11 protein-coding genes are annotated in these 14,781 nt (G+C 59.4%); 4 read left to right on the forward strand and 7 right to left on the reverse strand.

Translation table 11 applies throughout. The annotated features are described in order from the left end of the window. Positions 1–259 precede the first annotated feature (259 nt). Entirely contained in the window at positions 260–919 is a 660-nt protein-coding gene (locus tag I8E17_RS07375) for an invasion associated locus B family protein (protein WP_069612158.1), read from the forward strand. A 151-nt stretch (positions 920–1,070) separates the two neighbouring features. Here I8E17_RS07375 and hspQ read toward each other — a convergent pair whose 3' ends face one another. From hspQ to I8E17_RS07390, 3 genes are all read right to left on the reverse strand, one after another. After that, the gene (gene hspQ / locus I8E17_RS07380; RefSeq protein ID WP_069612159.1) at positions 1,071–1,400 is read right to left on the reverse strand and encodes a heat shock protein HspQ; all 330 of its coding nucleotides are present in this window, start codon (positions 1,398–1,400) and stop codon (positions 1,071–1,073) included. 216 nt (positions 1,401–1,616) lie between these two features. After that, a complete protein-coding gene (gene glnA, locus I8E17_RS07385) occupies positions 1,617–3,026 on the reverse strand; it encodes a type I glutamate--ammonia ligase (RefSeq protein ID WP_069612160.1) in 1,410 nt (469 codons plus the stop codon). A gap of 64 nt (positions 3,027–3,090) precedes the next feature. After that, positions 3,091–3,429 carry a P-II family nitrogen regulator gene (locus I8E17_RS07390; protein WP_015339877.1) on the reverse strand — a complete coding sequence of 113 codons (339 nt, stop codon included), beginning with the start codon at positions 3,427–3,429 and terminating at the stop codon, positions 3,091–3,093. A 348-nt stretch (positions 3,430–3,777) separates the two neighbouring features. Between I8E17_RS07390 and I8E17_RS07395 the strand changes: the two genes are divergently transcribed. Further along, positions 3,778–5,253 (forward strand): bifunctional ADP-dependent NAD(P)H-hydrate dehydratase/NAD(P)H-hydrate epimerase, encoded by a 1,476-nt coding sequence (locus I8E17_RS07395; protein WP_069612161.1) that lies wholly within the window; start codon positions 3,778–3,780, stop codon positions 5,251–5,253. A gap of 2 nt (positions 5,254–5,255) precedes the next feature. On the opposite strand, the gene I8E17_RS07400 is transcribed toward I8E17_RS07395, so the two are convergent. Beyond that, positions 5,256–6,062 carry a DUF72 domain-containing protein gene (locus I8E17_RS07400; RefSeq protein WP_069612162.1) on the reverse strand — a complete coding sequence of 269 codons (807 nt, stop codon included), beginning with the start codon at positions 6,060–6,062 and terminating at the stop codon, positions 5,256–5,258. 31 nt (positions 6,063–6,093) lie between these two features. Further along, the gene (gene uvrA / locus I8E17_RS07405) at positions 6,094–9,015 is read right to left on the reverse strand and encodes an excinuclease ABC subunit UvrA (RefSeq protein WP_069612163.1); all 2,922 of its coding nucleotides are present in this window, start codon (positions 9,013–9,015) and stop codon (positions 6,094–6,096) included. A 271-nt stretch (positions 9,016–9,286) separates the two neighbouring features. Here uvrA and I8E17_RS07410 point away from each other — a divergent pair, with 271 nt between their 5' ends. Beyond that, complete coding sequence (locus I8E17_RS07410) at positions 9,287–9,847, forward strand: single-stranded DNA-binding protein (RefSeq protein WP_069612300.1); 561 nt, start codon at positions 9,287–9,289, stop codon at positions 9,845–9,847. A gap of 52 nt (positions 9,848–9,899) precedes the next feature. Here the strand turns inward: I8E17_RS07410 and I8E17_RS07415 are convergent, their stop codons facing one another. Continuing rightward, positions 9,900–10,532 carry a MarC family protein gene (locus I8E17_RS07415; RefSeq protein ID WP_069612164.1) on the reverse strand — a complete coding sequence of 211 codons (633 nt, stop codon included), beginning with the start codon at positions 10,530–10,532 and terminating at the stop codon, positions 9,900–9,902. A 224-nt stretch (positions 10,533–10,756) separates the two neighbouring features. Here I8E17_RS07415 and gyrA point away from each other — a divergent pair, with 224 nt between their 5' ends. Further along, on the forward strand, positions 10,757–13,552 hold the full coding sequence (gene gyrA, locus I8E17_RS07420) for a DNA gyrase subunit A (RefSeq protein WP_069612165.1): 2,796 nt from the start codon (positions 10,757–10,759) through the stop codon (positions 13,550–13,552). Between the two features lie 150 nt (positions 13,553–13,702). Here gyrA and I8E17_RS07425 read toward each other — a convergent pair whose 3' ends face one another. Beyond that, positions 13,703–14,593 carry an NAD(P)-dependent oxidoreductase gene (locus tag I8E17_RS07425; protein WP_069612166.1) on the reverse strand — a complete coding sequence of 297 codons (891 nt, stop codon included), beginning with the start codon at positions 14,591–14,593 and terminating at the stop codon, positions 13,703–13,705. Between the last annotated feature and the right edge of the window lie 188 nt (positions 14,594–14,781).

Below are 14,781 nucleotides of genomic sequence, written 5' to 3' on the forward strand. Positions count from 1 at the left end.
CCTTTCCGGGAAGGGTACGATTCGGCCGAACATTATCATGAGCGTGCCGAATTCAACACGCGACTGCGGAAATCTTAGGACTTGGCAGAAAAGGCCAAAGAAAAGCTGGATATCCGTGCCAGTGCGATGTAACAGGGGTGCCGGGTTTCTCGGGTCATGTATTTGCCTTATTCATTCGACAGGTGGACGACGGTTTGACCCGAATTGCATGGGACGGCGTGCTGTCGTCCCGAAGCGGATTTCAGGAGGCGGTTTCGCTATGATGTTCAAGACTGACAACAAAATGCGGGCAGGTCTCTCTGCTCTGGCTCTCATGATTGGCGCGGCCATGCCGGCTGCCGCTTTCGCGCAGGACGCGTCCAACGCAGCTCCCGCTGATGGCGGCGGTGATCCCAACCAGCCGCGTCTGGGCTGGTATAAGACCTGCACCAAGCAGGACGATGCCGATATCTGCATCGTGCAGAATCTGATCATGGCAAACAACGGCCAGCTTGTGACGGCTGTCGGCCTCATCTCCGTCGATGGCAAGGTCAACCGCAAGATCCTGCAGATCTCGGTTCCGACCGCCCGCCTGATCCCGCCCGGCATCACCATGCAGGTCGATGGCGGCAAGGGCCAGAAGCTCGACTACGCCGTCTGCCTTCCGGACAAGTGCACCGCGGAAGTTCCCGTGACGGACGCGATGGTCGCTTCATTGAAGAAGGGCACCGACGTCACCTTCACCTCTGTGAACTTCCGCCGCGCTCCGAACCCGATCAAGATCTCGCTGACCGGTTTCGGCGCCGCTTATGACGGTCCGGCGATCTCCGATTCGAAGCTTGCCGAAAGCCAGAAGAGCCTGCAGGACAGCATGCAGAAGAAGGCCGAGGAAGCACGCAAGAAGCTTGAAGATGCGCAGAAGGCTGCCAAGCAGCAGTAAGCTGACGATAGTCTCGTTTCATGAGAAAAAGCCCGGGGTGATCCGGGCTTTTTCTTTGCGCTAATGGCCATATCCGATGCTCGGAAGCCAAATAAAAAGGGAAGGCGTTGGGAGCGCCTTCCCTTTCGAATAGGATAGGTTTTACCCGTGTTTAATGGGCGAAGCTCATCTTGGGCTTGAGCTGCCCGGTCGGGGCTTGGTCGAAGATTTGAGCGACCTGCGGATTGCGTAAAGGAACGCCGCTCTCATCGTTGATGAGGTTCTGCTCCGACACGTATGCGACGTATTCCGTCTCGTCGTTTTCGGCGAGAAGGTGATAGAAGGGCTGGTCCTTATCGGGACGCACTTCCGCGGGAATGGAATTCCACCATTCCTCTGTATTTGCGAATTCCGGATCGACATCGAAGATGACACCGCGGAAGGGGAACATCCGGTGTCGAACCACGTCGCCAATATTGAATTTTGCGTTTCGTTGTTTCATGGCACGACTTCCTTTCAAGCAATCATGTGGTGACTTTCACCACTGATATCAAGGATTTTGCCCCCATTCCTTCATCGAACTGTCGCATTCGGCCCGAGTTATTCGGTCGAGCCGCATATGATCGCTCAATGCAAAGACGCTATCGGGCGGGAGACCTGCCACCGGCTTCCCGATTATGGAGAAAGCCCCGGCAGACCGGGGCTTTCGTGTCCGATATCAGACCGAATAGTACATGTCGTATTCGACCGGATGCGGGGTCATTTCGAAACGCATGACTTCCTGCATCTTCAGTTCGATGAAGGCATCGATCTGGTCGTCGTCGAAAACGCCCCCAGCGGTCAGGAACTTGCGGTCCTTGTCCAGGCTTTCCAGCGCTTCGCGCAGCGAGCCGCACACTGTCGGGATCTTCTTCAGTTCCTTCGGCGGCAGATCGTAGAGATCCTTGTCCATGGCCTTGCCGGGATGGATCTTGTTCTTGATGCCATCCAGGCCGGCCATCAGCATGGCTGCGAAGCCGAGATAGGGGTTGGCGGTCGGGTCAGGGAAGCGGACTTCGACGCGCTTAGCCTTCGGGTTCGAGCCGAACGGAATGCGGCAGGAGGCGGAACGGTTGCGAGCCGAATAGGCGAGCAGAACCGGAGCTTCATAGCCCGGGACGAGACGCTTGTAGGAGTTCGTCGACGGGTTGGTGAAGGCATTGATGGCCTTGGCATGCTTGATGATGCCGCCGATGTAATAGAGGCAGCTTTCGGACAGGCCTGCATATTCGTCGCCGGCGAAGGTCGGCTTGCCGCCCTTCCAGATCGACTGATGAACATGCATGCCCGAGCCGTTGTCGCCGAAGATCGGCTTCGGCATGAAGGTTGCGGTCTTGCCATAGGCATTGGCGACCTGATGCACGACGTACTTGTAGATCTGCATCTTGTCGGCGTTGCGCACCAGCGTGTCGAACTTGATGCCGAGCTCGTGCTGGGCCGCTGCGACTTCATGGTGATGCTTTTCGACGACGACGCCCATTTCGGCCAGAACCGTCAGCATCTCGGAGCGCATGTCCTGGCAGCTGTCGATCGGCGGGACCGGGAAGTAGCCGCCCTTGACGCGTGGACGGTGGCCGAGGTTGCCCGTTTCGTAATCGGTGTCGTCGTTGGACGGCAGCTCGCTGGAATCGAGCTTGAAGCCCGTATTGTACGGGTCGGCCTTGTACTTGACGTCGTCGAAGACGAAGAATTCGGCTTCCGGGCCGAAAAAGGCGGTGTCGCCGATGCCGGAGGCCTTGAGATAGGCTTCCGCCTTTTTGGCGGTGCCGCGCGGGTCGCGGTTATAGGCTTCGCCGGAGACCGGATCCAGGATGTCGCAAAGGATCACCATGGTGGACTGTGCGAAGAACGGGTCCATGTGAACCGTATCCGGATCGGGCATCAGCACCATGTCGGATTCGTTGATGGCCTTCCAACCGGCAATCGAGGAGCCGTCGAACATGACGCCGTCGGCGAACATGTCTTCGTCGACACAGATCACGTCCATGGTCAAATGCTGGAGCTTGCCCTTCGGATCCGTAAAGCGCAGGTCGACGAACTTGACGTCGTTATCCTTGATTTGTTTCAAAATTTCGCTTGCGGTCGTCATTAAATTACTTCCCTTGACTTAGATGACGATTAAACGAGCCGCGGCCGAGAATGGGCCGGGCGGATTAAATGGCGTCGATGCCCGTTTCGCCGGTGCGGATTCGAATGACTTCTTCCACGTTGGAAACGAAAATCTTTCCGTCGCCGATACGGCCTGTTTGCGCAGCCTTGCGTATGGCCTCGATCACCGCTTCCGCATTTTCGTCCGCCAATACAACTTCGACCTTCACCTTTGGCAGGAAGTCGACGACGTATTCGGCGCCACGGTAAAGCTCCGTATGGCCCTTCTGACGACCGAAGCCCTTCGCTTCCGTGACGGTGATACCCTGCAGGCCGACTTCCTGAAGGGCTTCCTTCACTTCGTCGAGCTTGAAGGGCTTAATGATCGCTTCGATCTTTTTCATGAGAAAATGTCTCTCCGCTTCTCCTGATACAGCAGGACTACTCCCCGCTCGGCCAACGTGATGCACGTACCATGCCAATTGAGGACGGACCGCTGTAAAAAATCTCGGCGAATTCGCACCGAGACGATGAATTGATGAGGATTTTTCGGAAAAATGGAAGCGATTTCGCGCGGAAATGCGTGGGATAAGCAAAATTTCGCAAAAAAGGGCCACGCGCGGCAGGCTTGTGCTTCGGCAAGGTCTTGAATGTTATTGTTTAATTATTATGCAAATGCATATTTATCGACCAAAATGGCCACCGGATTAGCGGTTGTTTTTGAGGCAGATTTCGCATCTATAATATCCGCCATGATGTTGCCGCTCACCGATCTGCTCCTCACCCCCGACGCCATGTCTGCCGTCGACCGCGCCGCGGCCGCATCCGGCATCGATTCCTACGGGCTTATGGAGAAGGCAGGGCAGGCGGTTGCTGCCGTCGCGCTCCGGCATTTTCCCGGAGCCGTCCGATATGCCGTTCTGTGTGGGCCGGGCAACAATGGCGGCGACGGCTATGTGGCGGCTCGCGCGCTGCAAGAAGCCGGAGCAGAGGTGCGGATTTTTCATCTCGGTGATCCGCGACAGCTCAAGGGCGATGCTATCAGTGCTTTTGCCGATTGCCCGATCAAAGGTGAGGCGATCGTCAGCTATGCCCCGCTGGCGGGTGATGTCGTCATTGATGCGGTCTTCGGCGCGGGCCTGTCGCGGCCGGTTCCGGACGACGTGACCGCCATAATCGCTCGCGTAGCGGAGATTGATATTCCCGTGATTTCAGTCGATCTTCCGTCCGGTCTCGATGGTCGTAGCGGTCAGGTTCTCGGTGCAGCCTTCCATGCCGCGCGCACGGTGACCTTCATGACGCGCAAGCCGGGTCATCTTCTCTTGCCCGGCCGCGACCTATGCGGCGAGCTGGAGGTTTTCGACATCGGCATTCCCGACCGCATCGTCCGCGCCCACGCCGACCGCTCGCTCGCCGAAAACAAGCCGACGCAATGGAAGGCGGCCATACCCTCGGCAGGCGTGGAGACGCACAAATACAAGCGCGGCCATCTCGTCGTCTTCTCGGGCGGGCCGAACGCGACAGGTGCCGCGCGCATGTCCGCCATGGCCGGGTTGAAGGCGGGGGCAGGGCTCGTCACCATCGCCTCGCCGCCGGAAGCGCTTGATGTCAATGCCGGCCTGCTGACGGCAATCATGCTGCATTCCATCGCGGATGAAGCCTCATTGCTCGAATGGCTTGCCGATAAACGCCTTTCGACCTTCATTCTTGGGCCTGGCTTCGGCGCCGGCGAAAAGGCGCGGCAATTCTGCCTCGCGCTCGCGGATCGCCACCTGGTGCTGGATGCCGACGGCATCACATCATTTCGCGACGAGCCGCAACGGCTGTTCGATGCCTTCGCCGAAGGACCGACACGCTTGGTGCTGACACCCCATGAGGGAGAGTTCGGCCGGCTCTTTCCCGATATCGCTGCCGACGAAACCTTGAGCAAGGTCGATAAGGCGAGGGCGGCGGCTGCCAGAGCCCATGCTGCCATCATCTATAAGGGTGCCGATAGCGTTATCGCCGCTCCGGACGGCAGGGCGCTGATCAACGCCAACGCGCCACCCTGGCTTGCCACGGCTGGCTCCGGCGATGTACTTGCCGGCATCGTCGGCGGCCTGATGGCGCAGGGGGCACCGGCCTTCGAGGCGGCCGCCGCTGGCGTCTGGCTGCATGGTCTTGCCGGTCAACATGCCGGGAAGGGGCTGACCGCCGAAGACCTCGTCGCAGCCGTTAAACCACTATAGCGCTATTTCGCCACTTCCTGCTGCAAAGCGATCGCACCGGACGGCGCATTTACCTTACCCTCATGGATCATGAAGGCGAAGACATCGCGCGGTTCCGCCTTGACCTTACGCTTTGCATCGATCAGCGGCAGATCGTCCGGTACCCTTCCGGCGGCCCAGCTTTTCAAGCGATCCGCCCAGACTTTCAGATCCTTCGGCGGATAGCAGGTCTTGATATCGTCCGATCCCTTCTGCAGGCGGGCATAGACGAAGTCCGCCGTGACATCCGCAATCATCGGATACTCGAAATGCTCGGCGCAAACGGGCGCGACATTGTATTTCTCGAGCAGCGCGACGAACTCCGGCACCTTGAAGGAATCGTGCCGGACCTCGACGACGTGTCTCAGCGCAAGACCATCCTGCTTCGCCGGCAGCAGCTTGAGGAAAGCCTCGAAATCATCCGGATCGAATTTCTTCGTCGGTGCGAACTGCCAGAGCAGCGGGCCGAGGTGATCGCCGAGCTCGCTGATGCCGGATTCGAGGAACTTCTGCATCGATTCACCGGCTTCGGAAAGAACCCGCCGGTTGGTGACGAAACGCGTCGCCTTCAGGGAGAAGATGAAGCCGTCGGGAACATCGGCGGCCCATTTGGCAAACACTTCAGGCTTTTGCGTACTGTAATAGGTGCCGTTGACCTCGATCACTTTCAGCTGGCGGCTGGCATAATTCAGCTCGTCCTTCTGCTTCAGCGTATCGGGATAGAAGGTCCCGCGCCAGGGTTCGAAGGTCCAGCCGCCTATGCCTGTGCGGATTTCGCCCGCTTTGGTCATTCTCTCCTCCTTGGCCATTCGACCGGATAACTTACTCCGCCGCCGCAACCTTCTTCATCGGGCGCCGCTCCAGCAACTCCTTCAGGAACTGCCCCGTATAGGAGCGCTTTTCCTTGACAATCGTCTCCGGCGTGCCGACAGCCACGATCTCGCCGCCGCCATCGCCGCCCTCGGGGCCGAAATCGAGGATCCAGTCGGCAGTTTTGATGACTTCGAGATTGTGCTCGATGACGACGACGGAATTACCCTGATTGACCAGTTCGTGCAGCATTTCCAGAAGTTTGGCGACGTCGTGAAAGTGCAGCCCGGTTGTGGGTTCGTCGAGAATGTAGAGCGTGCGGCCCGTCGATCGCTTCGACAGTTCCTTGGCTAGCTTGACGCGCTGTGCCTCGCCACCCGAAAGCGTATTGGCCTGCTGTCCCACCTTGATATAGCCGAGGCCGACATCCTTCAGGCTCTGCAGCTTGTCGCGCACGGCGGGAACGGCCGCAAAGAAATCGACACCTTCCTCGACCGTCATGTCGAGCACGTCCGCGATCGACTTTGTCTTGAAGGTGACATCAAGCGTCTCGCGGTTATAGCGTTTGCCGTGGCAGACGTCGCAGGTGACGTAGACGTCGGGCAGGAAGTGCATCTCGATCTTGATGACGCCGTCACCTTGGCAAGCCTCGCAGCGGCCACCCTTGACGTTGAAGGAGAAGCGGCCAGGCTGATAGCCGCGCGCCTTGGCTTCCGGCAATCCGGCGAACCAGTCGCGGATCGGCGTGAAGGCGCCGGTATAGGTCGCCGGGTTCGAGCGCGGGGTGCGGCCGATGGGCGACTGGTCGATATCGATCACCTTGTCGATATGCTCGAAACCGTCGATGCGGTCGTGGTCGGCAGGAATCTCGCGAGCACCCATGACGCGGCGTGCCGCCGACTTGTAAAGCGTCTCGATCAGGAAGGTGGATTTGCCGCCACCGGAAACGCCTGTGACCGCCGTAAACACGCCGAGCGGGATAGACGCCGTGACGTTCTTCAGGTTGTTGCCTCGCGCGCCGACAACCTTGATTTCCTTGCCCTTCTTGGGCTTACGACGTTCATCGGGAACCGGAACGCCGAGCTCGCCTGAGAGATATCTACCGGTCAGTGACTTCGGGTTCGCCATGATCTCCTGCGGTGTGCCATGCGCCACCACTTGGCCTCCATGCACGCCGGCCGCCGGCCCGATATCGACCACGTCATCGGCGGTCAGGATCGCATCCTCGTCATGCTCGACGACAATGACGGTGTTGCCGATATCGCGCAGATGCTTCAGCGTCTCCAGCAGGCGGGCATTGTCGCGCTGATGCAGTCCGATGGAGGGCTCGTCAAGAACATAGAGAACGCCCGTCAATCCGGAACCGATCTGCGATGCCAGCCGGATGCGCTGGCTTTCGCCACCGGACAGCGTGCCCGAATTGCGCGATAGGCTCAGATATTCGAGGCCGACATCATTGAGGAAACGCAGGCGATCGCGGATTTCCTTGAGGATGCGGACAGCAATCTCGTTCTGCTTGTCAGTGAATGTTCCCGGCAGCGCGTCGAACCAGTCGCGGGCAACGCGGATCGACATCTCCGCCACCTGGCTGATGTGCAGCTTGTCGATCTTGACCGCCAGGGCTTCCGGCTTCAGGCGATAGCCGTTGCAGGCCGGGCAGGGGGCGGCCGACATGAAGCGTTCGATCTCCTCGCGCGCCCAGGCCGAATCCGTTTCCTTCCAGCGGCGCTCGAGGTTCGGCACGATGCCTTCGAAATTCTTGTGCGTGGTGTAGGAGCGCGCGCCATCGGCATAATGGAATTCGATCTTGTCTTCCGTGCCGTTCAGGATGACATCCTTGGCCTTGTCGGACAGTTCGTTCCAGCGATTGCCGAGCTTGAAGCCATAATGCTTGCCGAGCGCCTCCAGCGTCTGATTGTAATAGGGCGAGGTCGACTTGGCCCAGGGAGCGATCGCGCCATCGCGCAGCGTGCGCTCGGGTTCCGGCACGATCAGTTCCGGATCGATCTTCTGCTGCGAGCCGAGACCGTCACAGGACGGACAGGCGCCGAAGGGATTGTTGAACGAGAACAGGCGCGGCTCGATTTCCGGAATGGTGAAGCCGGAAACCGGGCAGGCAAATTTCTCCGAGAACAGCACTCGCTCGTGCGTTTCGTTCAGCGACTTGTTGGCTGAGCCGCCGGCAGCGGTCTCCTCCGGCGGCAACGGCTTATCGGCGAATTCCGCGACCGCAAGACCGTCGGCAAGGCGCAGCGATGTCTCAAAGCTGTCGGCAAGACGCGCTGCCATGTCCGGACGCACGACGATGCGGTCGACCACGACATCGATGTCATGCTTGTACTTCTTGTCGAGAACAGGCACATCGGCGATCTCGTAGAACTGGCCGTCGACCTTTACGCGCTGGAAGCCCTTTTTCATGAGCTCCGCCAGTTCCTTCTTGTATTCCCCCTTACGTCCGCGCACGAGCGGTGCCAGAATGTAAAGTCTGGTGCCCTCCTCATAAGCGAGAACGCGATCGACCATCTGGCTGACGGTCTGGCTCTCGATCGGCAGGCCCGTCACAGGCGAATAGGGAACGCCGACGCGGGCAAACAGCAGACGCATATAGTCGTAGATTTCCGTGACCGTGCCGACCGTCGAGCGCGGATTGCGCGAGGTGGTCTTCTGCTCGATCGAGATCGCCGGCGAGAGGCCGTCGATCTGGTCGACATCCGGCTTCTGCATCATTTCGAGGAACTGGCGCGCATAGGCCGAAAGGCTTTCGACATAGCGGCGCTGGCCCTCGGCATAGATCGTGTCGAAGGCGAGCGATGACTTGCCGGAGCCGGAAAGGCCGGTCATGACGATCAGCTTGTTGCGTGGCAGGTCAAGATCGATGCCCTTGAGATTGTGCTCGCGCGCACCACGTATGGAAATAGTCTTCAGTTCGCTCATCGTCGTATGCAGGTCCCTTGGAGTCTGCCTTTATTTAGTGATGTCAGCCCGCGAGTCGAGGCTGAAATGAAGGGTAGAGCCGGGTTTTCGATTCCGTTGACATCATCATAGGGATAAATTAGAACAAATAAAGAACAAAATTATCGCGGCGATTTCTTTGTGGATGAACGGAACTGGGAAGGCCGCATAAATAGCACCTGACGCCTGCTATGGGCTAAGGTGCCAGGATTGAATTTCAGAGCCGTCGATGGACGGCAAGCAGGGTGGTGTCATGGCCGGTAGTGTGAACAAGGTAATTCTGATTGGAAATCTCGGGGCGGACCCGGAAATCCGCCGCACGCAGGACGGCCGTCCGATCGCCAACCTCAACATTGCCACGTCGGAAACCTGGCGTGACCGCAATTCCGGCGAGCGAAAGGAAAAGACTGAATGGCACCGCGTCGTCATCTTCAATGAAGGTCTCTGCAAGGTCGCGGAGCAGTATTTGAAGAAGGGTGCCAAGGTCTACATCGAAGGTGCGCTGCAAACCCGCAAATGGCAGGACCAGAACGGTCAGGACCGCTACTCCACGGAAGTTGTGCTGCAGGGCTTCAATTCGACACTGACCATGCTCGATGGTCGCGGCGAAGGCGGTGGTTCCATGGAAGGCGGCAGCCGTGGCGGCCGCGGCGGCGGTGACTTTGGCGGCGGTTATGGCGGCGACTACGGTGGTGGCGACGATTACGGCCAGTCTTCGTCGCAAGGCTCTTCGCGCGGCGGCGGCAATCGTGGTGGCAGCCAGGGCGGCGGCGGTAATTTCTCGCGCGATCTGGACGACGACATCCCGTTCTGAGACGGACGTTCCCCGTTTGACTTTCGATGGCCCGCCTTCCCGGCGGGCTTTTTCATGAAAGCGTGAGAGCTGCCTTTGCGCCATCCACGACGAATTGCGCGGCAAGCGCCGCAAGGATAACCCCGAGCAAGCGGGTCAGGATGGCGCGTCCGGTGGCGCCCAGCATGCGATCGAGCCTGTCGGAAATGGCAAGGGCCGCAAAGACGAGAGCGAGGTTGACGGCGATGACGCCGATCAGTTGCGCGCGGTCGAGCGTGGTTTGCAGCGATCCTGCCAAAAGGATTGTCGCCGAGATGGCGCCGGGACCGGCGATCAAGGGTAGGGCGAGAGGGAAAACCGCGATATTGCGGATATGATCCTTGGTAATGGCGACTTCCGTCGTCTTCTCTTTCCTGTCCTGGCGCCGCTCGAACACCATCTCGAAGGCGATCCAGAAGAGCAGTAGCCCGCCGGCAATACGGAAAGCGCCGATCGAGATGCCGAGCACGCCTAGCACGCTTGCGCCGAACAGGGCGAAGGCCGCCAGGATGAAGAAGGCGATCAGCGATCCGCGCAGCGCCACCTGCTTGCGCTCCGAACGGTTCATGCCAGCCGTAAGTCCGATGAAAAGCGGTGCGAGCCCCGGTGGATCGACAGTGACAAGCAGAGTCGTGAAGGCATTGATCAGCGTATCCGCGCTCGCCATATAGTCCCCAGAGCTTGTTCTGTCGTTGTTATCAAGCATTGTTATGCGAGGAATGGGCTTTCGCAAAGGGCCATGCATCCGCGTCGATGGATTTCGCCATGGAAATGTTCGATTCCATGGCTTAAAGGGGCAAAACCTGTTCAAAAACACCGGCCCAAATTGGCGCTCGCCAGGCCTTTCGGCTATAAATTTCGCAGTGATTCTAAAAGAGATCGTGATCTGTTTTGACTGAGCAAACACCACCCGGCGGCGGGAAGCTCCCGCCAGGCATCGAGCCGATTTCCATCATGGAGGAAATGCAGCGGTCGTATCTCGATTACGCCATGAGCGTGATCGTCAGCCGCGCGCTTCCCGACGTCCGTGATGGTCTGAAGCCCGTTCATCGGCGCATCCTTTATGCGGCGCATCAGAGCGGCTATCACTGGAACCGCAAATATGTGAAGTCGGCCCGTCCCGTCGCTGACGTCATGGGTAGCTACCACCCGCACGGCGACGCCTCGATCTACGACGCCTTGGTCCGCATGGCGCAGGACTGGTCGATGCGCGTGCCGCTCATCGACGGGCAGGGCAATTTCGGCTCTATCGACGGCGATCCGCCGGCGGCGATGCGTTATACGGAATCGCGCCTGACGAAGGTCGCCCACGAACTTCTTGAGGATATCGACAAGGAAACGGTCGATTTCCAGGAAAACTACGATGCGACGACGGAAGAGCCGAAGGTTCTGCCGGCACGCTTCCCGAACCTGCTGGTCAACGGCTCGGGCGGCATCGCCGTCGGCATGGCGACGAACATTCCGCCGCACAACCTCTCCGAAGTCATCAATGGCTGTATCGCGCTGATCGACAATCCTGCGATCGAGCTGCCTGAGATGATGGAGATCATCCCCGGTCCGGATTTTCCGACCGGTGCGAAAATCCTCGGCCGCGCCGGCATCCGCTCCGCCTATGAGACGGGGCGCGGCTCCGTCGTCATGCGCGGTGTCGCGACCATCGAGCCGATGCGCGGCGATCGCGAGCAGATCATCATCACCGAGATTCCCTATCAGGTGAACAAGGCGTCGATGATCGAGAAGATGGCCGAACTCGTGCGCGAGAAGCGCATCGAAGGCATCTCGGATCTGCGCGACGAATCCGACCGCCAGGGCTATCGCGTCGTCGTCGAGCTGAAGCGCGACGCCAATGCAGACGTCATCCTGAACCAGCTTTATCGCTACACGCCGCTGCAGACCTCCTTCGGCTGCAACATGGTGGCGCTGAACGGCGGCAAGCCGGAGCAGATGAACCTGATGGACATGCTGCGCGCTTTCGTGGCGTTCCGTGAGGAAGTCATCAGCCGCCGCACGAAGTATCTGCTGCGCAAGGCGCGCGATCGCGCTCACGTCTTGGTTGGTCTGGCGATTGCGGTCGCCAATATCGATGAAGTCATCCGCGTCATTCGGCAAGCGCCCGATCCGCAATCGGCCCGTGAAGAACTGATGACGCGCCGCTGGAATGCAGCGGATGTCGAATCGCTTATCCGGCTAATCGATGACCCGCGTCACCGCATTAACGAGGACGGCACTTACAACCTCTCGGAAGAGCAGGCGCGCGCCATTCTAGAACTGCGTCTGGCACGTCTGACCGCTCTTGGCCGCGATGAAATCGACGAGGAGCTCAACCAGATTGGCGCCGAGATCAAGGACTACCTTGATATTCTCTCGTCGCGTGCCCGCATCCAAACCATTGTAAAAGAAGAGCTTGCCGCGGTTCGCGATGAGTTCGGAACGCCCCGCCGCACCGAGATCGTCGATGGCGGCCTCGAGATGGACGACGAGGATCTGATCGCCCGCGAGGACATGGTCGTCACCGTGTCCCATCTCGGCTATATCAAGCGCGTGCCGCTGACCACCTATCGTGCGCAGCGCCGCGGCGGCAAGGGCCGCTCGGGAATGACCACCCGCGACGAGGATTTTGTTACCCGGCTATTCGTTCTCAATACACATACGCCGGTTCTGTTCTTTTCGTCCCGCGGTATCGTCTACAAGGAAAAGGTCTGGCGTCTGCCGATCGGCACGCCGACATCGCGCGGCAAGGCACTGATCAACATGCTGCCGCTGGAACCCGGCGAACGCATCACCACGATCATGCCTCTGCCGGAGGATGAGGATAGCTGGGACAATCTCGACGTGATGTTCACGACGACGCGCGGAACCGTGCGTCGCAACAAGCTGTCGGATTTCGTGCAGGTCAACCGCAACGGCAAAATCGCCATGAAGCTCGAGGAAGAGGGTGATGAAATCCTCTCCGTCGAGACCTGCACCGAACACGACGACGTGCTGATGACGACAGCGCTCGGCCAATGCATCCGCTTCTCGGTATCCGATGTACGCGTCTTTGCCGGTCGTAACTCGATCGGCGTGCGCGGCATCAGCCTTGCATCCGGCGACCGCATCATTTCGATGACGATCGTTCGCCACGTGGATGCCGAGCCATGGGAGCGCGCGGCCTATCTCAAGCGCTCCGTCAGCGAGCGCCGCTCCGCAACGGGCGATGACGAGGAAATCGCGCTGGTCGGCGAAGAAGTCACCGAAGAGGGACAGCTCAGTGATGAGCGCTACGAGGAGCTCAAGGCTCTCGAGCAATTCGTTCTGACAGTTTCGGAGAAGGGTTTCGGCAAGCGTTCGTCTTCCTACGATTTCCGTATCTCCGGCCGCGGCGGCAAGGGTATCCGCGCCACCGACACGTCGAAGACGGGCGAGATCGGCGAGCTTGTTGCTGCCTTCCCGGTCGAAGACGGCGATCAGATCATGCTTGTCTCGGATGGCGGTCAGCTGATTCGCGTGCCCGTCGGCGGCATCCGCATCGCCAGCCGCGCCACCAAGGGCGTCACCATCTTCTCGACCGCCAAGGACGAGAAGGTCGTATCCGTCGAGCGTATCAGCGAGCCGGAAGGCGATGAGGATGATGCTTCGGCAGCCGAGGACGATGCTGCTGCCGGTGAAGCAGGAGGTGCCGGTAGCGAGGGTGGCAGCGAAGAATAGTCTTCGTTGCGCCCGCTCGGGGAGACCAGCGGGGGCTCGATCGGCCATCTGGAAGCTGAAGGTTTTCAATCGCATGAGCTTGGCAGCAGGCTCATGCGATTGTCATTTAGAGCATGGCCTGCCCGGATCTGGCGGCCATTTCCCAACCCGTTATTCCGGGCGTTCGTAGTTTTGCGAAAAAGGCGGCAGAACCTCGAGGCTCTCCCGATCCAGTTGCGCAAAAACCTCATCATAGCCAAAGCGGAAATGCCAGCCGAGGACCGCGCCCGCAGATTTCGATGCGTAAACGCGATCGATTCTGTCAGGCAGCGACCAGTTTCGCTGTGCAAATTTGGCGGCAAGGCCAGGCGCGCGCAGCTGGATGATGGAGGCGGCGTCCACCGCGAGCGCCTCGCAATCTTCCGGTTTGAACAACGTGCCGGCGGAAACAATATGTCGTTGAAAATCTTTGCCGCCATTCGTCAGCGCCGCGACATGGGCGTCCGCGACATCGCGGATATCGACACCGCGATGCAGGCGATGAACAGCCATCACATTGGCTGTTTCTGGAAAACTTCGAGACATGCGTAAAACGCGGACCTGCGAATCCGGGCCAGTCATCCCTTTAAGGATCTGCTCGGCTTCCAGTTTCGTGCGGTGATAGATGCTTTTCGGTTGCGGTACGGTGTCTTCATCGACCCATGTGCAATGACCGGGAGCGACGGCGCGACCATAAAGTGCGGTCGTGCTGGTAAACACCAGTCTCTTAACGCCGGCAGCCAGTGCCGCTTGCGCAAGCTGCCGTGTTCCGTCCACATTAATGCGGCGAAATTCATCGTCGGAAACCGCGCCGACATGAGGGGCATGCAGGGCCGCGCAATGGATGACTGCATCCGCACCCGTCAGCGCCTGGCGCAGCAATGCCGCGTCGGTAAAATCTCCGAGGAGATGCGTCGTCGAAAACGGTGAACGATCGATGCCGATCACCCTATGGCTTGGCGCCAGCGCATTAAAGATCGCCCGGCCAAGTCGCCCGGAGCTGCCGGTCAGGACAATGCGCATCTCGATCCCTCAATGAACCGCGATCATCATAGCATGATTGAAGCGGCTGGCGCGCTTCACTTGCGAAATCACGATTTTGCATCTTTGCGGCAGGCCTGAAGGGAAAGCGCCGGGACGATAATGGCAATAAAAAACCGGACGCTGGCGGGGAAAGCGTCCGGTTCAGGGTCCATCCGAGCATATGGCGG

Source organism: Rhizobium sp. AB2/73 (genome assembly GCF_020871915.1).
In the GTDB taxonomy this organism is placed as follows: Bacteria; Pseudomonadota; Alphaproteobacteria; order Rhizobiales; family Rhizobiaceae; genus Rhizobium; species Rhizobium dioscoreae.